Annotated in this window: 17 protein-coding genes and 3 pseudogenes; 14 read left to right on the forward strand and 6 right to left on the reverse strand. The window is 60.4% G+C overall.

Going from position 1 to position 16771, the window contains the following annotated elements; all coding sequences use genetic code 11:
* Nucleotides 1-272 precede the first annotated feature (272 nt).
* From I6F35_RS31640 to I6F35_RS31655, 4 genes and pseudogenes are all read right to left on the reverse strand, one after another.
* Nucleotides 273-1713, reverse strand: a pseudogene (locus I6F35_RS31640) (IS1182 family transposase).
* Between the two features lie 428 nt (nt 1714-2141).
* Nucleotides 2142-3653 carry a GMC family oxidoreductase N-terminal domain-containing protein gene (locus I6F35_RS31645; RefSeq protein WP_225121565.1) on the reverse strand — a complete coding sequence of 504 codons (1512 nt, stop codon included), beginning with the start codon at nt 3651-3653 and terminating at the stop codon, nt 2142-2144.
* Nucleotides 3654-3696: 43 nt separating this feature from the next.
* Nucleotides 3697-4644 carry an alpha/beta hydrolase gene (locus I6F35_RS31650; protein ID WP_225121566.1) on the reverse strand — a complete coding sequence of 316 codons (948 nt, stop codon included), beginning with the start codon at nt 4642-4644 and terminating at the stop codon, nt 3697-3699.
* Between the two features lie 144 nt (nt 4645-4788).
* Nucleotides 4789-5709: a LysR substrate-binding domain-containing protein gene (locus I6F35_RS31655; RefSeq protein ID WP_225121567.1), complete on the reverse strand. Its 921-nt coding sequence runs from the start codon at nt 5707-5709 to the stop codon at nt 4789-4791.
* 146 nt (nt 5710-5855) lie between these two features.
* Here I6F35_RS31655 and I6F35_RS31660 point away from each other — a divergent pair, with 146 nt between their 5' ends.
* The 11 genes and pseudogenes from I6F35_RS31660 (at nt 5856) to I6F35_RS31710 (ending at nt 14159) form a co-directional block, all read left to right on the forward strand.
* Nucleotides 5856-6473, forward strand: coding sequence for an isochorismatase family protein (locus I6F35_RS31660; RefSeq protein ID WP_225121568.1), 618 nt, complete (start codon nt 5856-5858; stop codon nt 6471-6473).
* 86 nt (nt 6474-6559) lie between these two features.
* Complete coding sequence (soxC, locus tag I6F35_RS31665; RefSeq protein WP_225121569.1) at nt 6560-7843, forward strand: sulfite dehydrogenase; 1284 nt, start codon at nt 6560-6562, stop codon at nt 7841-7843.
* The gene (locus tag I6F35_RS31670) at nt 7830-8375 is read left to right on the forward strand and encodes a cytochrome c (RefSeq protein WP_225121570.1); all 546 of its coding nucleotides are present in this window, start codon (nt 7830-7832) and stop codon (nt 8373-8375) included. Before soxC ends, I6F35_RS31670 begins: the two co-directional genes overlap by 14 nt.
* A gap of 68 nt (nt 8376-8443) precedes the next feature.
* Nucleotides 8444-8848 carry a DUF302 domain-containing protein gene (locus tag I6F35_RS31675; RefSeq protein ID WP_225121571.1) on the forward strand — a complete coding sequence of 135 codons (405 nt, stop codon included), beginning with the start codon at nt 8444-8446 and terminating at the stop codon, nt 8846-8848.
* 274 nt (nt 8849-9122) lie between these two features.
* Complete coding sequence (locus I6F35_RS31680) at nt 9123-10094, forward strand: AraC family transcriptional regulator (protein WP_225121572.1); 972 nt, start codon at nt 9123-9125, stop codon at nt 10092-10094.
* A 113-nt stretch (nt 10095-10207) separates the two neighbouring features.
* On the forward strand, nt 10208-11566 hold the full coding sequence (locus I6F35_RS31685; protein ID WP_225121573.1) for an FAD-binding oxidoreductase: 1359 nt from the start codon (nt 10208-10210) through the stop codon (nt 11564-11566).
* Nucleotides 11567-11687: 121 nt separating this feature from the next.
* Entirely contained in the window at nt 11688-11921 is a 234-nt protein-coding gene (locus I6F35_RS31690) for a hypothetical protein (RefSeq protein ID WP_225121574.1), read from the forward strand.
* A 247-nt stretch (nt 11922-12168) separates the two neighbouring features.
* Entirely contained in the window at nt 12169-12432 is a 264-nt protein-coding gene (locus I6F35_RS31695; RefSeq protein ID WP_225121575.1) for a cytochrome P450, read from the forward strand.
* A 53-nt stretch (nt 12433-12485) separates the two neighbouring features.
* Nucleotides 12486-12929, forward strand: coding sequence for a cytochrome P450 (locus I6F35_RS31700; protein WP_346283227.1), 444 nt, complete (start codon nt 12486-12488; stop codon nt 12927-12929).
* A gap of 70 nt (nt 12930-12999) precedes the next feature.
* A pseudogene (locus tag I6F35_RS31705) lies at nt 13000-13287 on the forward strand (alpha/beta hydrolase); the annotation flags it as partial.
* 440 nt (nt 13288-13727) lie between these two features.
* Nucleotides 13728-14159: a GFA family protein gene (locus I6F35_RS31710; protein ID WP_225121576.1), complete on the forward strand. Its 432-nt coding sequence runs from the start codon at nt 13728-13730 to the stop codon at nt 14157-14159.
* Between the two features lie 980 nt (nt 14160-15139).
* On the opposite strand, the gene I6F35_RS31715 is transcribed toward I6F35_RS31710, so the two are convergent.
* Together I6F35_RS31715 and I6F35_RS31720 are read right to left on the reverse strand one after the other, a co-directional pair.
* A complete protein-coding gene (locus I6F35_RS31715; protein ID WP_225121577.1) occupies nt 15140-15406 on the reverse strand; it encodes a hypothetical protein in 267 nt (88 codons plus the stop codon).
* Between the two features lie 156 nt (nt 15407-15562).
* Nucleotides 15563-15748: pseudogene (locus tag I6F35_RS31720) on the reverse strand (DUF3072 domain-containing protein); the annotation flags it as partial.
* 82 nt (nt 15749-15830) lie between these two features.
* Here I6F35_RS31720 and I6F35_RS31725 point away from each other — a divergent pair.
* From I6F35_RS31725 to I6F35_RS40000, 3 genes are read left to right on the forward strand one after another with little or no spacing between them, the layout of a single operon-like run.
* Nucleotides 15831-16064 (forward strand): hypothetical protein, encoded by a 234-nt coding sequence (locus I6F35_RS31725; RefSeq protein WP_225121579.1) that lies wholly within the window; start codon nt 15831-15833, stop codon nt 16062-16064.
* The gene (locus tag I6F35_RS31730; RefSeq protein ID WP_225121639.1) at nt 16058-16252 is read left to right on the forward strand and encodes a hypothetical protein; all 195 of its coding nucleotides are present in this window, start codon (nt 16058-16060) and stop codon (nt 16250-16252) included. Before I6F35_RS31725 ends, I6F35_RS31730 begins: the two co-directional genes overlap by 7 nt.
* A 19-nt stretch (nt 16253-16271) precedes the next feature.
* Nucleotides 16272-16673, forward strand: a complete 402-nt coding sequence (locus I6F35_RS40000; RefSeq protein ID WP_249792801.1) for a hypothetical protein — start codon at nt 16272-16274, stop codon at nt 16671-16673.
* Nucleotides 16674-16771: the final 98 nt, after the last annotated feature.

A 16771-nucleotide genomic window follows, 5' to 3' on the forward strand; every position in this document is an offset into this window, starting at 1 on the left:
TGCTGCTGCTGTCATTCATGGAGTCCTCGCAAAGAGCCTGTTTGCGGCATTCCGCGTCCACCAAACAGCGGCTCAGCGCGATGCCATGACGGTTATAATATAAAATTACGATCGTAATTCAATAAGGGTGTCCGCCTTCTCTGGACACATGAGCGTGAGGTGTTGACGGGTTGGACGAGAGGCCAATCAGGAAGAAGATGTCCGCTTCGGGTCTTGGCCGTGTAAAACACGATTTCCAAGGCGATCTGTCGGAAGCCATGACCAACTTGGTCTCAGGCCGCGATCGCAGCCATCAGCGGCCTGACCCCGACGATGTTCAGGACCCGTGGCGGATTGTAGGCCAGGACGGAGAGTGCCATTTCGGCGGCTACTTTCGGAAGCGTTTTGGTGAGGAAGTGTGTCGCTCCCATGCGGGCTTTCATGGTGCCGAACGGATGCTCGACGGTCTCTCGGCGCTGGCGCATGGCTTCTGGATTTGCATCAAGGCGCTGCTGGACAGCTTCGAGCAGATGCTCATGCTCCCATCGCGGAATCCGCCGCTCTGGCCCCGTCGTGCACTGGGATTTGAGCGAACAATTCTGACAGGCTGTGGTCCAGTAGCGCCGCATCCTCTTACCATCTTCCTCATGCGTGAAGCGATAAGGCAACTGTTCCCCAGCTGGACAGCGATAGGCGTCCGCCTCTGGCAAATAGACAAAGTCCTGCTTGCTGAAGCGCTCCGTCTGACTTGGCACCCGACGTCTGCGGCTTGGGTAGCGTCACCGCAATGCCGGCCTCGTGACAGGCGAGGCTCTCCGGGCTGCTGAAGTAGCCACGATCGGCTACAGCTTCGAGCGTCTCCGTCTGGAGAACGGCCTTCGCCTGCTTGGCCATATTGGTGAGTTGCGCCCGATCCGAGCCGCTGTTCGTCACCTCATGCGCCACAATCAGATGGTGCTCGGTGTCAACGGCGACCTGCACGTTGTAGCCGACAACGCCGGAGCCGTGGCCGCTCGTTGCCATCGAACGGCTGTCGGGATCGATCAGGGAGATTTGCTGATCGGGCGAAGCAAGCATCTGCTTCTCGTAGACAGCAAGCTTGCCCATTTCCTCCTTCAGCTTCGTCAGCTTTTCGGAAAGCCTCGTCACCTTCGCGGCCAACGCCTCGGTCGGCTCCTGTCGGTCGGCCGTGTCAAGTTGGCTCAGATAGCGCGCGACGCTCTCCTCCAGTTGCGCACGCCGTCGCTCCAACTTCGCCCGTGTGAAGTTCTTGTCCCGGTTGTTCACGGCTTTGAACTTGCTGCCATCGATGGCGACGCTCCCCGTCGTGAGAAGGCCCATCTCACGGCAGAGTTCGACGAAGCGCGCACATACCTTGCGTAGCGCCAGGCCATTGTCTTTCCGGAAGTCCGCGATCGTCTTGTGATCAGGAGCGAGCCGACCCAGCAGCCACATCACCTCGACATTGCGTCCGGCTTCTCGTTCGAGCCGCCGGCTCGACTGCACCCGGTTCAGGTAGCCGTAAATGTAAAGCTTAAGCAGAACCGAGGGGTGGTACGACGGCCGACCAGTCGCCGCCGGCTCCACCCCCTCAAAGCTCATCTCAGCCAAATCGAGCGCATCGACAAACGCGTCGATCACCCGAACAGGGTTGCTCTCGTCAATGAAATCATCGAGGCATTCGGGCAATAGCGTCCATTGCCCAAGATCCGCCTCTTCAACGAAGCGCCGCATCGATTCCCCCGCAGAATCACAAGAGAATCATAGCAGCGTTTTCACACAGCCAGGGTCACAAGCGGCACGTGATGCCGCGCTGAGCGGCGTCCGGTGTGGCCTGGTGAGCTGACGTGACGATCTTCGATCTGAATATCGGCAATGGAGCCTATGCCGGGCACCTCGCGAACGAACACTTTGTTGGCTGCAAGGATCGTTGACTATTTTGAATGAATGAAGATTTCCGAGTTAGACGCCGTGACGAACCCTGATGTACGCGGAAGCGCCCTATTTTCAAGGTTTCCGAGCACTGCGCGAACAGTTGTGGACGCTTTAGAACGGCGGTGAACAGCCTGGTTGCCGCTTGGGGCCGATTGCCCAGGCTCTCTGCTTAGGGCCTTTCGTTTCGGTTGGTGGGCAAACCGGTTCATGGGGTGACGACGAACGGGTCAGAGCTTTCGGCTTAAGGCTTCCGCAACCATGATAGTCGTCAGGTTCGTCGGAGCCGAGATGATGTCAGGCATGATCGAAGCGTCGATGACGTGCAAGCGGTCTGCTCCACGTACCGCACCGGTTGTATCGACGACGGCGCCAGGGTCCTCGGCGCCGCCCATCGGGACGGACGAGGTCGGGTGAGAATATCCGTCGACAGAGGCGACCACCGCCGCCTCGAGCGCGGCATCCTCCTCTACGTCCCTGCCAGGCGTCATCTCGAGTTCGACCACCTCACTGAACGGCGCCGTTCTTCCGATTTTGCGCGACAGGCGTACGGCTTCCATCATCCGGCGCAGGTCGCTTCGATCCTGGAAGAAGTTGAAGCGGATGAGCGGCATCGCGCGCGGGTCGCGGCTCGCAAGGCGGATTGAGCCGCGCGATTTGGGAAGCGTGACCGAGCAGGCAAGGACGATCGCCCCTCCGGTCGGGCTTTGCGCGGGATCGAAGATGTGCGTAGCGGAAATGTGCAGATCAAGTTCGGCGGGCCCGGCTTCGCTGGACCTGGTCCAGATGATCGCGCCCGCAGCCGGCACCATCGACTTGGCTTCCGGGTTCAGCGCATAGACGTTGTAGTAGAATGGATGCTCTTTCAGCCGTTCGCCGACCGGAGCATTCACGATGACGGGAATGCCGAGCTCTTGCAGATGCGGGGACGGACCGATCCCCGAGCGCATCAGGATCACCGGGCTGCCATACGCACCGGCCGACAGGATCACCTGTCCGGCGGCCATCGTGTCTCCGTTCGCGAGACGAACCCCGGTCGCACGGTGGCCTTCGAAAACGACGCTGTCGACCTCGATGCCGCCCATGATCGTCAGGTTCGGCCGGCGGCGTACGTCGTCCGTGAGGTAGGCCATGCCGGTGTTGATGCGCGTCCCATCGACCACGTTCAACGGATAAGGTGAGACGCCGTGCTGCTCCGCGCCGTTGAAGTCGCTGACGCGCGCCAGGCCGCATGATTCGGCGGCGAGCACGAAGGCTCGCATCGAGGGGGTATTCTCCTCCATCGTCCGCTGGCGGATCGGAAAGGGGCCTGAGCGCCCGTGCCAAGCATCGTCGCCTGTGGGCGTGTTCTCCATCGCCTTGTAGATCGGCAGAACGTCCGCGAAGGACCAGCCTTCGAGCCCGTGCGCACTCCAGCGCGCGAAATCGGACGGCCTGGCGCGCATCGCGACCGCGGCATTGACGCCCGAACTGCCGCCGAGCACCTTGCCGCGAAGCGCCGTCACATCGTGACCAAGTCCGATGTGATCCTGGGTGTGGTAACCCCAATCGTGCGTCTGATCGCCCCCGACGCGGTTCGCGTTCGCGATCACGTCCGGGTAGTCCGCGGGCCTGTAGGTCTCACCTGCCTCCAGCAGGAGAACGCGCCTCCCGCGATCCTCGCTGAGGCGGTTCGCGAGCACGGCGCCTGCGGATCCGCCGCCTACAATGATGACGTCGAACGCTTTGGCCGCACTGGCCATAACACTTTCCTTTTCCTGATGGATGGCCGACGCGAAGAGCGTGTCATCGGCCGTCGAGGGCGTTGCGAAGGAATCGAGCGGCGCGGTCGAGCGCGACCCGGCTGCTTTCGAGGTGTACGACGTCGAGCTGAAAGACGTGATGCATCCCTTCAAAGATCTCGAGATCGATCGAAACGCCGGCCTGCCTCGCGCGGTCCGCATATTGCTTGGCGTCATCGAGCAGGCGTTCGTCAGTACCCACCTGAATGAGGAGCGGCGGCAGGCCGCGCAGATCGCCGAAGAGGGGCGAGGCGAGGGCATAGTAGGAATCCGCCGCGCCGAGATACTTACGCGCGCAGTCCTGCAGGTAATCGTAGCTGATCAACGGATCGGCGACGGCTGGATCCTTCATTGACGCGCCCGTGAAAGCCAGATCCACCCATGGCGAGAAGACCACGCCTGCGATCGGCGCCGGGCCGTGGGGCTTCTTGATCAACTCCGCCAGCGTCACCAGCGTCAGACCGCCGCCCGCCGAGTCGCCGACGATCGCGATTTGATCGAAGCCTTGAGCGACCAGCCAACGCCAGGCGGCCATCGCTCTTTCCGGAGCCGCTGGTACTGTGGCTTCCGGAGCCAGTGGGTAGTCGATGACGAGCGCTGGAATCCGCGCACGGCTGACGATCTGGCTGACGAATCCCCGATATGCCTTTGCGGAGCCCTGCACGTAGCCGCCGCCATGCAGGAACAGGATCGCTCCACCGGGCTCGGCCTGCTGCGGACGAACCCACCACCCCCGCACGTTGCTTTCATAGACCGCCCCGAGAGTGACATCCCGGGTCAGGGGGCTGGCGGAAATGAAGGCATCGTAGATCGCCCTCGGCGTCCCGCTCGCCGTCGCCCAGAAGTCGGCGAACCGCTGGCGTAGAACGCGCTCGCGCTTGCGCTCGTCTACCGAAATCTTAATGAACTCCATTCTGATCCGCTGATAATCGCGTACTTCGGTGTCTGACATCACGGGCTTCTGGGTATCGGCCTGCGAGATGAAGCGCGCCTCATCCCCTAAAACGATTTTTATTTCGGACTGGATGTAGGAGAGAAGGCCGTCGGCCGAACAGACGTCAAATATCGAACCTAGCGTCCAATGAGCTGGACGATCTTACATCAGAACGGCTTTCGGAAACTCAGTCGCGAGATGATCAAGGAAGGCACGAACCGACGGTAGCAGCCCTTGCCTGTACGGAATGAGCGCGGTGATCGTGGAGTCGCCCGCGATCCAGGTCGGCAGCACCCGTCGCAGCGCTCCGGATCTGACCGCCGCGCGGCAGATGTAGCCGGGCAACGCCACGATCCCGAGACCTTTGATCGCCGCTTCCTGGAGCCCGATCTCGTCATCGCTCAACAGCCGCGGGGTCAGCGGCATCACGAAGTCATTCTTCGCCTGCTTGGCTTGGCGAGCAGGGCGCAATCGCCAGACCGGGTCGACGCCGGCTCGCATCATGAAGAGCGAGGGATGATCCCGGAGGTCTTGAGGCTTCTGGGGTTCTCCGTTCGCGGCGAGATAGTCGGACCCGGCGAACAGGAACCAGGGAGCCGGTGCAAGCGTCCGCTGGACAAGGTTGGAATCGGGCAGCGGGCCGGAATGGGCCCTGATAGCGATATCGAAGTTCTCTCCCACAATATCGACCGACCGATCGATGGCATGCACGACGATACTGACCTTCGGATACCGGATCAGGAAGTCGCTGATAATGCCGGTCATGGCGAACTGCATGGTCGCCACGCCTCCGGTGCAGCGTATCGTGCCGCTCGGCTCGCTCAGCCGATGTCGCACGGCATTCTCGGCCAATTCCGCCTCGCGCAACATCGCGACCGCGTGCCGATAGAACTCCTCGCCTGCATCGGTCATCCCGAACTTGCGCGACGTGCGGTTAAGCAGGCGTAGGCCGAGATTGCCCTCGAGCTGCTGGATGCGGTGGCTGAGCGTCGATTTGGGAGTCCGCAGAGTTCGACTCGCAGCTGTGAAGCCGCCCCGGTCGACCACCTGCACGAATAGAAAAAAATCGTTCAAATCCAGCATACGCCACCATCGTCCAACCATTGGGACGCTGAGTTCGGATTTTGAGGACTTTTGGGCCGATAGTCCAGTGGGTACCTCCGCGCGACACGGCCGCATTTCGGGCTTCGCACGCTCTGGAAAGCGGATTGGACAACCAGGAGGACTTCATGGCTAACCGCGCCTACGAACCGCTGACGACTGACAACGCTGCCGTCGTGTTGGTCGACCATCAGATCGGTCTGATGACCGGCGTCCGGGATATCTCGACCGGAGAGCTCAAGCACAACGTGGTGGCGCTCGCTAAGGCGGCCAAGGCGCTGAAGCTGCCGATCATCGTCACGACGACCGCGCGCGACAGCATGTGGGGACCAACTTTTCCCGAACTCGTCGAAGCATTGCCTGGGGTCGAGATCATCGATCGCCCATGGGTGAACGCCTATGACTGCCCCCTCGTCGTCAAAGCTATCGAGGCCACCGGACGGAAGAAGCTGATCTTCGCCGGCATCTCGCTCGAGGTGTGCGCGGCCTTCCCCGCGATGACCGCCGTGGCGCGTGGACTGGAGGCCTATGTAGCCCTCGACGCGTCCGGAACGTTCAGCGAGACCAAGCGCGAGGCGGGTTTGCTGCGCATGATGCAGGCGGGTGTCGTCGTGTCCGACTACGCCACGCTCATGGTCGAGATCCTCAAGGACAACAGACGGCCGGAGGCCGGAGCCGTTTACGGCGCACTCGACATGCCCTGGGCCACGCTCGTCGGTCAGATCGCCAGTGCAATGGGCAAGTGACAAATCCGAGGCCGAGCGGTTGGACCGGAGGCGGCGCATCGCAGGAAGCGCGATCGACTAATCGCAAACAACCCAGGAAATCGATAATGACCAATCGGAGCGATATCCCCGTCGAAAAAAGGGGCGCTAACCATGAGCCGGCCGGCTTCTCGCGCAGGAATTTAATCGCGGCTGCCACGGGCCTGGTCGGGAGCATCGTTGCGGGCCGTGCGACGGCCGATTCGCTTGCTGATGTGCCGCCCCGCGAGGTTGGCGCTGACCTGGGCGGCCACAGCGAGCGATCGAAATACGTCAAGATCTCCCGCATTCCCGAAGCCGCTCCAGGCAAGCGCAATGTCGATCCGAGCGATGCGATCAATTCGAAGACGCCGATCGACAAGCTCTTTGGCAGCATCACGCCCTCGGATCTGCACTATGAGCGAAGCCATTCCGGTGTGCCCGATCTCGATCCGGTCAAACACCGGCTGCTGGTGCACGGAATGGTGCGGAATCCGTTGGTGTTCAACGTCGACGATCTCAAGGCGATGCCGTCGGTGTCGCGCGTGGCCTTCATCGAATGCACCGGCAATGGATGGGAGAACTGGAAGAAGGCTGACGAGAACCTCACCGTGCAGAACACGCACGGTCTGGTCAGCACCAACGAATGGACCGGCGTCCCCCTCAAGTTCCTGATCGATTTGGTCGGCAAGAACCGCAATTCCACCTGGATGCTCGCTGAGGGCGGCGACGCCGCGGGGGTCGCCCGCAGCATCCCACTGACGGACGAAATCCTGGACGAGGCGTTCGTGGCCTATGGGCAGAACGGCGAGCCGCTGCGGCCCGCGCACGGCTTTCCGATGCGACTGATAATGCCGGGCTTTGAGGGCAACCTGAACATCAAGTGGCTGCGCCGGTTGAAGTTCGGCGATCGGCCCTGGATGACGCGTTGGGAAACTGCGCGCTACACGCAACTTCGGGCAAACGGCAAAGCCACCCAATTCCAGCTCCGCATGGAAACCAATTCGGTAATCACATCGCCGTCCGGAACGATGCTGATAAAGCCCGGCTACCAGCGCGTCACCGGGCTCGCCTGGAGCGGTCACGGCAAGATCGCCAAAGTCGAGGTTTCGACCGATGGCGCCAAGAGCTGGAAGGAAGCGCAGCTAAATCTGCCGGTATTGCGGAAGGCGCAAACTCGCTTTCAGATGGATTGGATCTGGGACGGTAAGCCGACGAAGATCCTCAGCCGCGCGACCGACGAAAAGGGCAATGTCCAGCCCGACCGAAAATCCTTCATCGCCGCGATGGGAACCAACGCAATGTTCCACTACAACGCGCTGCAGACCTGGAGCATCGACGAGACCGGGAGGGTTCGAAATGTCCTCGACTAGCAAGGCATTGCTTACTGGCGCGATTGCGCTCGCGCTCGTTTCTCCGGTACTTGCATACGATTTCGGCCGTCCGGCGACACCCAACGAGATCGCGCTGTGGGACATCGACGTCAGGCCGGACGGCAAAGGACTGCCGCCGGGCAGCGGCACGGTGGCGCATGGAAAGCAGGTCTTCGCCGACAACTGCGCGGCTTGCCATGGCGACAACGGCGTCGGCGGTATCAAGGACCGTCTCGTCGGAGGGTGGGGCACGTTGGCTTCGGACGCACCCGTGAAGACCGTCGGCAGCTTCTGGCCCTACGCCACCACGCTGTTCGATTACATTCACAGAGCGATGCCTTATCAGGCACCGGGTTCGCTCAGCAGCGACGACACCTATGCCGTCGCCGCCTATATCCTTCACTTGAACGATATTTTGCCTCCCGACGGCAAGCTCGATCGCGACAGCCTACCGAAAATCAAGATGCCGAACCGTGATGGCTTCGTTCCGGAGCCGGAGTTCGATCCAGCCGAGCTGTTCAGGAAGAAATGAAGATAAGCCTTATAAGAACCATCGTCTTCGTGTTGATCACAACGACCTGGTTGTCAGGAGAGCATGCAATGTGCATCGATGGATTGATCACGCTACACAGCAGCTTTGGCCCCGAAGAAACATTGAACCGGTTGGAAGCGGAGGTCCGTGCCAGGGGCATGACGGTCTTTAGCCGTATCGATCACGCTGCTGGCGCTACCGCGGTCGGCCTGCGACTGCGGCCGACGAATCTTCTGATCTTCGGCGCGGCCAAGGGCGGCACGCCGCTGATGCAATCGGTGCAGACGATCGGAATCGACCTCCCGCTCAGGGCGCTGGTCTGGCAGGACGAGGCCGGCAAGACCTTCCTTTCTTACAATGACCCGGCCTACATCGCGCATCGGCATGGCATCGGTGAAGCCGCCAATCCTGTCATCGAAGCGATGTCCGGCGCGCTGAAGGAGATGGCAGCAAAGTCAACAACGGCTCCTTGATGAGCCAAATAGTGGGGCGCGCCTGGTTCGGGAATCTCCGCAGCAATTCAACCTCGCTGCCATTTGACTCGCCGAGATGTCTATCCTCGCCGCGCCATCCTGCGGATGCCTGTGCACGCACGTGCAGCACGCACATACGCGGCTCAACAAGAAACATTACGCGCGTAACCAATTAAGGAGGAACGTACAGGGTTGTGACTTTTGTCGGGTCCGGGGCTCCGCCATCCTCCGCACGCGTCATGGTTTCGGCGACGCTGATATCGGGATGAACGTGATGTCGCAGATCGTTTTCCAGGAAGCATTAAGTCGCATTGGCATGCAGGTCCGCGGAGGAAATCTGATCGACGTCCCATGGTCAACCGTTGCGGACAGCGAGTCCGTCGGCAACGTAGCGTGGGTCGGACGGGATATGGGTATCTTCGTGGTCGATTGGGCGGATTCGAAAATCGTCGAGCTGAACGCGCTGGCAGGCAAGGACGTCATCGTCTGCAGTGCTGTGCTCAATCAGGACGGCGCCCGGACGGATTTTGTCGTCGGCGACCGCCGTTTCGACGCGAAAGGTGCAGACATGACGATGGTCTTCGTGCCTCAACGCGAGCACTTCCAATTTGGGACAAGTGTTTCCCGAGGTCTCAAGGCAGTTACTGTTGTCGTGGACGTGATGTCCATGATGGAAACTCGCGGTCTTCCTGATGCGGCATTGCCGAAATCGCTTCTACGCATGATCCGAGGGCGGCAGATCGCGATGGAGACGCTTGCCCCCGGCCATTTTGGTGCGATCGCAAGGGATGTTGCTGCCCGACGCGCGATGTTTCCGTCGCTCGCCGCGCTCTATTATGAGGCCAAGACGTTTGAATTGGTTTCTGCTCTGTTGAACGAGTTCTCCCGACGCGACGCTTTCCGCGCCGGCGACGGTGCCTTCGATCCGGGCATTCTTGACCGGCTGGACCGCGTGAAGCGGATCATCGATCGGGCGCCACGTCGCATCATCGACGTCGATGCCCTCTCGCGCGTCGCTGCCATGAACAGAACCAAGCTCCGATCCGCCTTCAAGCAGGTCTACGGCACGACACTTTCGGGCTATCGCACGGGACTCATGCTGCAACGGGCCGACCGGGCTCTCAAACAAGGAGGAGCTAGCGTCAAGCAGGCAGCCCGCCATGCAGGCTACGCGACGGCTTCCAGTTTCATCGTCGCCTATAAGCGGCAATACGGAGTTTGCCCGGGAATCGTCCTGCGAGATTGAATACCGGGTCGCGAGCGAAAGGCTGCGGCGCTGACGATCCATCCTGCGATCGTCGATATCTTCTCCCGTATTCTTCCGGCTGTTGCATGTATCACGATCGAGAGACCAGAAATATGTCGCAGGAAATTGTCAGACAGGCCGAACAAGCGGTGCATGATCTCAGGGCCAAAATGCAAGGCCGGGTCACCGCCCGAGGAGACGGAGGCTACGAGAACGCTCGAAAGGTATGGAACTGCGCGGTAGATCACCATCCAGTCGCGATTGCCTTCTGCGAAAGCGCCGAAGACGTCCAGGCTGCCGTGCGAACAGCGCGTGCCCTTAACATGCCAGTATCGGTTCGTGGCCGCGGACACGACGCCACCGGACGTTCGGTGCGGCCAGACGCGCTCGTCATCGACCTCTCTCGAATGGACGACATCCAGATTGACGATCCGATCGCGACCGTTGCCGGCGGCGCCACTGCCGCCAAAGTTATCGCCGCCGCTAGCGCGCGCAACCTCATGGCCGTGACAGGTTGGAATGGTGTGCCGGGAATGACGGGACTGACGACCGTCGGCGGTTATGGCCCTCTGATTGCAAGCCACGGTCTGGCGTTGGATAACCTGACCGGCGCCGAACTTGTCCTCGCCGACGGGCAACGCCTCACCGTCGATCAGAACCACCCGGATCTGCTTTGGGCGCTTCAGGGCGGCGGAGGCAATTTCGGCGTGGTGACGTCGATGAAAATTCGCCTGCATCCTGCTCGCCAGGTTCTCGGCGGCACAATTCTGTTTTCATGGGACGAAGCCGAGACGGTGCTGACCCGGTGCGCCAAGGCAATAGGATCCGCCAGCAACAATCTCTCCGTCGTCACAGGAGTCATGTCCCTGCCGGACGGTAGCCCGGCTCTGTTCCTCGCTCCAGCGTGGACCGGCGAGATACCCGACGGCGAAATCGCGATGGAGGTCCTGAAGCGTTGCGGCAATCCCATGCACGTGGAGATCGCTTCAATGAGCTATCAGGATCTGATTCAGAGCTTTGATGCGCGTGTGGCGAATGAGAAGCACTATGCACTGGAAACCCGCTGGATACCGGCACTCAATCCGGAGGCGATTTCTGCCCTGATTGCAGGTGGCGCCAGGCGAACGTCGCCATTCTCGACCATCATCCTTCAGCATTTCCGCGGCCTGCCCACGCAAATTCCTCCGGACGGCACCGCCTTTGGACTGCGACGTGAACATGTCCTGGTTGAGATCATAGCGTGTTGGGATCCTACCGATGCGGATAACGGTTCTGTCCACAAACGCTGGGCACGCGATCTTTCTCAGACACTCGCCCCCATGTCGTTGCCGGGCGGCTATCCCAACCTTCTGGGACCGCATGCTCGGGATCAAATCGCTCACGCTTACGGCGACAACATCAGGAGACTTCAGGCCGTGAAGCGGCGTTTCGACCCGGACAGCTTCTTCTCAGCGACGCCTCTGCCCGTCTGATCAACCCGGTAACGGTTATGTCCCGGCCGAAGGGACCCCTTCCCCCGGCCGGATTCGAACGGAGCTATCGGGCTCACACCGGAGGTTCGCAATCGAACACTCGAACAATGGAGACTGTGCAATGCCGGTCGTGAACGTTGCCGAGACGAAGTTGGGGAGCTCACATCGTGCGGCGCTTCCGGTGCTCACCCTCAAGAAACTGGATGCGGATCGACATGGCGTCATTCGCAAGTATCGCAAGGATCACGCTGTCGTGCTGCATGAGACCGGCGGGTATTTCGTCCTGCGTTCTGCCGATGTCGACCGGCTAGGCAATGACCGGCGAGTCGGCCCCAGCGGGACCACCCTACCTTGAGGCATTGGGCATCAGCAGTGGAGCGATATCCGATCTTTTCAACTACAGCATGATAACTGCCGACGGCGACGTCCATCGGCGACGCCGCGTGCCCTTGTCGCGACAGTTTGCCGTTGGCACGATCAACCAAATGCGCTAAAGCATCCGCCGCACGGCGCATGATCTCATCAACGGCTGGTACGCAGATGGCGAGGTCGACTTCTTAGGTGAGTTTGCGGCGAGCCTGCCCGCCCGCGTCATCGCCGACATGTTGGGCCTTGCGCGCGAGGAGATTCCGGAATTTACCGTGCAGGTGTATGAAGTGACGAAAATCTTTAGTTTCGGGTTGTCGCCGGACGAAATCGAGAAGATCGATAAGGCCATGCAGAAGCTGCGTGGTTGTTCAAAAACAGCTCTCGATGAACGTAGCCGCAGCCCACGCGACGATTTTCTATCGGCGTACCTAGCGGCGGCCGCCGAAGCAGGCGAAAGCTCACCGGAGGAACTAGTCTCTCAGGTTATGACGCGCTGATCATCGGCGGCACCGACACGACCAGGGTCGCGCTCGCAGCGCAACTCTCTCTTCTGCTTCAGCATCGCGAGCAATGGGAAGCGGTCTGTGATGATCCTTCGCTGGTTCCGGCTGCGGTCACAGAAGCGATGCGCGAGCCTAGCGGAGCGGCGACTTTTAGGGTCCCACGCGAGGATTTGAACGTCGATGGGACCGTCATACCGTTCGGCCAGCTTGTTACGCTTTCGACTATGTCGGCGATGCGGGACGAAACCGTCTACCACTGTCCAGACGTATTTGACATTCGTCGCAGCAATCAGCCGCGGTTGCATCCGATCTTTGGCTTTGGCGCGCACCGATGCCTGGGCGAGGCGCTCGCACGCGCCGAACTGGAGGAAAGCCTGAGTGCGATTGCCGCCCGTATACCTCACTTGCACCTGGATAGGCCACCCAAGATCAAGGGCCATATGGGAGTCCGTCGCATCGATGATGCGATGTGGATCTTCTGGAAGCCGTAACGCCTATCGCTACATGTTCAACTCGGAGTGAATCATGCTCGATGCCGAAGTCCGCACATTGCTTGACCTAATGGACAAAGCCGTCCAGGAGGGACGGCCCAAGCTCCATACGCTGCCCTACACAGTGGGGCGTGCCGAGGTCGACAAGAAGTTGGAGGATGGCGAAGCCGACCCGCCGGAGGTTGCCGCGGTTGAGGACGGTAGTCTTGCTGGACCGGCTGGCAAGATCGGCTATAGGCGCTATCGGCCGTTGGGGTCACCAGATGGGCCGCTGCCAACACTGATCTATTTTCACGGCGGCGGCTTCGTGGCCGGCACGTTGGAGACACACGATTCGACCTGTCGGCGGCTCGCCAATAAGAGCCGCTGTCAGGACGAAGGGCGCGCCTACGCAGAGCAGCTGATCGATGGCGGCGTGAAGACAACCTTTGTGGCGCGGTACTCGATCTTGTCAAGCAGCTTCGGCTCAACCCAGATGCCCTTGTGCGCGATGCGCCTGGTGCGTCTTCGGATCAGCGGCGTCAGACGCTTTGCAGGTTGGCGGCGGGGGAGCGCCTCGAGCGGCAATGGCATTCCTCCGTTTCCGGGGCGACAGCCACAGCCAGATCACCACAGCATACCAACGTTACGATCGTAACGCGCTTTGTCCGCGCTGAAATCATTTGTAAGCGGTTTGCCGTCTCATGTTCCGTCACCGTCACGCGGATGAGGAGCCGGTGCAATGGCTAAGCTGCAATCGAGCCGTAGTAGCCACTTCCTCGAGTGGCGCAAACCGAGAGTACGTGTTGAGGATTCCCTATGCCGAGGATCGCGCGTTGTTGCTGTGGCTCACTGCGCGCGGAGGCGACTGGCGAGCCGGCGCTTGTGGCCGCTTGTCATTGCATGGAGTGTCAGCGCCGTACTGGCTCGCCCTTTGGCGTCGCAACCTATTTTCCGAAAGAGCAGGTGCGCACCGAGGGGCCGAACAAGGTTTACGAACGCGGCAGCGACTCGGGCCGAAAAGTCGAACTCCATTTCTGCCCCGATTGCGGTTCCACCGTGTTCTGGCAAGCTGAATATGTCCGGGACCTCATCGGCATCGCCCTTGGCGCATTCGCGGATCTGTCGGTGCCCTGGCCGACGCTATCGGGATGGGAGGTGACGATGCACCCTTGGGTGACTTTCGATCACGAACTCGATCACCTTCGAAAGCAAGAGGAACTCGAAGGCACTGTCAGGCTCCGCTCCTGAGCGTGCCTCGCTGCTGGTGGAGGGCCCCGAGCGGCGGCTCTTCAATTTCGGCTGGGCGCTATCGCAAGGGACGCTGGAGTCGGCTTCGGGTCAAAACGCGAAAAGCTCACCGTGAGCAAATCTCGTCCGCTTTACCCCACTAAGCTGACCTGGATGAGGCCTGCCGTCACTTCGCCGATGGGCCACTAGCCGACCCTCGCAGCTACGATCCGTCCGTGCTATCGCTAGACATTTGGTTGAGACAAAGAAATAGCAGTTGCCATGACCGCGGCGTCGGCCCCTCGGAGAGCATGCGAAGATTGCACCCTCTGTTGCAAGGTGATGGCAATCGAAGAACTGGAGAAGCCAGCAGGGGCTTGGTGCCAACACTGCAAGATTGGAAGTGGCTGTAAGCGTTACGTCGACCGACCAGCGGAGTGTCGGAGCTTTAATTGTCTTTGGTTGATCGATGAGAGATTGGGGCCGCACTGGAAACCTAACAAATCTAAAATTGTCCTGACGAACTCGCAGGATGGCTTGGAGATTAGATGCGACCCTGGCTTCTCAGATGCTTGGCGCAAAGAACCGTTTCGTACTCAAATAAGAAAATGGGCCGAAGCCGGGGAAGTGAACGACGTGACAGTTTTGGTGATTGTCGGAAGCAAAATGACGCTCGTCACTTCCAATCACGAGTTCAATCTCGGGGCCGTTCATTCGGACGAACGGATTGTGCGCGAGCTAGATGGAACACGCATCGTGAACGTAACTGTAGTCAAAGCGTCCGACCTCCAAGGTTCCTAGCGCTCTCAGAATTTCAAATGGTCTGGTATGGGTCAGAAGGTGCCAATCGGAAGATCGTTCGGCTGCTTCCGGTTTACCCGGTAGGCCTACTATCAGAGAGCCAGACCGAGCTTCGCTTTGGGCAGAGAGCGGCGATCGGAACGCTCTGGTCTGCCGTCGGCACCGGATCTCAAAGCTTCGTCGGCCGAACGCCGCGGCCTCTAAACTTCTGGCGGGCACTCTGGGCAAGTGTCGCCGATCGAGTCCAGCACTTCAGCGATTGCGACGGCGGCAGCTTGCGACGAGACGCAAGGCGGCGGGTGCTCGCGGGCGACATTGAAGGCGCGATCCCGGGCGTGCGGATCGGCGCGGTCCTTCATCCAGCCGTGCTCTTCGCATTCGCGAATAGCGCCGGCTTCTTGCAGAACGGAGATAGCCCATCCTCGCAGCGTCCGGACCGTCGCGCGCCGCTCTCTGGTCATCAGCATCTGAAGGCTCCTGGTGCCATAGGAATCCGCGAGCTTAGCTTGCGTTCCGGCGAGATAGCACAGGGCAGGGATTCGCACGCGCAGGACGCGTTGTTTCCGCCTCAATGGTCGCGCGGCGGGCGCACCAGGAACTGCCGTCAAGGTTGGCTGGAGCGGCTACGTCGCCAGTCCGGCTTTCTTCCGCAGTTTCTCGATCAGCTCGGATGCTTCCGCCTTCGTCAGTCCGTTCGCCGTAGGGGCCGGCTCGTGCGCCTGCTCGGCAAGCGTCTTGAGATATGACGCCTGGGCTCCTGTCATCGGATCATGTCCTGAAACCCACTCATCCGGGTCCTTTTGGGTGTTGTCGCCATAGTGAACCTCTCAAAACCTTGCACTGGTCCCAACTTGTAACTTGAAACATAGGGCTCTACACAAGGGAGCCTCCATGCCGGATCTCGAGTTCGTCCGCCGGGAAATCGAATACATGCGCGTCCATGTTGGACGTCAACGGAAAGACATTCTGAAGCTTCAACGGGCAGGGATCTCCACCGCCTCAGCTGAACTGCTCCTCCAAAGAATGCTTGCGAAGATCGAAGGTCTTTGCACCGAGCGCGATAGGCTCAAGAGAGAATTACCAGGAGTGACCGCAGGTAAGGTGCTTGGAAGCCGAAAGTGGTGAAATATTTCAGCGATGGCGAGAACCTGATGCCATTTCTCAAAGCTCTGAACGAGGCCCGTCGCTTGGCGACGCTCGAAGGGTGGTGCCATCAGCACGTTCAGGCCATCATCGTGGCCATTGACCAATATGCAGAGGCGGCGACGGGAAATCGGTCGTTCTTCCTGAACCGGCCGCATTCGATTGGCTGAGCGGACAGTCGAGCGCGACATGATTGCTGGCATCAAGGATTGCCTTGAAAGCGAGCTTATCGTCGAGAGCAAAAGTGCTGAGCTAAAGGACGGTATGTGGGCTGGACTCATGCGCGATCGTCTGCCCGACCATCTGGGCGGCCGCAGGTGTGGGCAGGCTTGTCATGATAGTTCGACTGCGAGCCGCGACCTGGGATACGTTTTCGACGACTGTGACGCCGGCTTCTGCTGCCTCATGACGGCGAGCCTCGTCGATGTCATAGCCGATCACGCTCCAGCCGCGCTGGACGAGGTTCGCGCTGATCGCGCCGCCCATAATTCCGAGGCCGACGATGCCGACGCGCTTTTCTTCAATGCCTCGGCCGCCCATGTTTCTCTCCCGGAGTTCCCCTTGGCTGCTCGCATCCGCCAGCCGCATTAATGACCAAGCGATAAGCACGCTGGCAGACCTAGTCAATTTCACTGTCGTAAGTACGCGGGCAGGACCATCCTCGTATCGATGGTCTCGTGTCATCGGCA

This window comes from Bradyrhizobium sp. BRP22 (assembly GCF_020194175.1).
Classification (GTDB): Bacteria; Pseudomonadota; Alphaproteobacteria; order Rhizobiales; family Xanthobacteraceae; genus Bradyrhizobium.

Coding starts and splice junctions, on each gene's coding strand:
- I6F35_RS31645 (WP_225121565.1), bottom strand. CDS start 3,653: ATGGCCAGTGCGGCCAAAGCGTTCGACGTCATCATTGTAGGCGGCGGA.
- I6F35_RS31650 (WP_225121566.1), bottom strand. CDS start 4,644: ATGTCAGACACCGAAGTACGCGATTATCAGCGGATCAGAATGGAGTTC.
- I6F35_RS31655 (WP_225121567.1), bottom strand. CDS start 5,709: ATGCTGGATTTGAACGATTTTTTTCTATTCGTGCAGGTGGTCGACCGG.
- I6F35_RS31660 (WP_225121568.1), top strand. CDS start 5,856: ATGGCTAACCGCGCCTACGAACCGCTGACGACTGACAACGCTGCCGTC.
- soxC (WP_225121569.1), top strand. CDS start 6,560: ATGACCAATCGGAGCGATATCCCCGTCGAAAAAAGGGGCGCTAACCAT.
- I6F35_RS31670 (WP_225121570.1), top strand. CDS start 7,830: ATGTCCTCGACTAGCAAGGCATTGCTTACTGGCGCGATTGCGCTCGCG.
- I6F35_RS31675 (WP_225121571.1), top strand. CDS start 8,444: ATGTGCATCGATGGATTGATCACGCTACACAGCAGCTTTGGCCCCGAA.
- I6F35_RS31680 (WP_225121572.1), top strand. CDS start 9,123: ATGTCGCAGATCGTTTTCCAGGAAGCATTAAGTCGCATTGGCATGCAG.
- I6F35_RS31685 (WP_225121573.1), top strand. CDS start 10,208: ATGTCGCAGGAAATTGTCAGACAGGCCGAACAAGCGGTGCATGATCTC.
- I6F35_RS31690 (WP_225121574.1), top strand. CDS start 11,688: ATGCCGGTCGTGAACGTTGCCGAGACGAAGTTGGGGAGCTCACATCGT.
- I6F35_RS31695 (WP_225121575.1), top strand. CDS start 12,169: ATGTTGGGCCTTGCGCGCGAGGAGATTCCGGAATTTACCGTGCAGGTG.
- I6F35_RS31710 (WP_225121576.1), top strand. CDS start 13,728: ATGCCGAGGATCGCGCGTTGTTGCTGTGGCTCACTGCGCGCGGAGGCG.
- I6F35_RS31715 (WP_225121577.1), bottom strand. CDS start 15,406: ATGCTGATGACCAGAGAGCGGCGCGCGACGGTCCGGACGCTGCGAGGA.
- I6F35_RS31725 (WP_225121579.1), top strand. CDS start 15,831: ATGCCGGATCTCGAGTTCGTCCGCCGGGAAATCGAATACATGCGCGTC.
- I6F35_RS40000 (WP_249792801.1), top strand. CDS start 16,272: ATGATTGCTGGCATCAAGGATTGCCTTGAAAGCGAGCTTATCGTCGAG.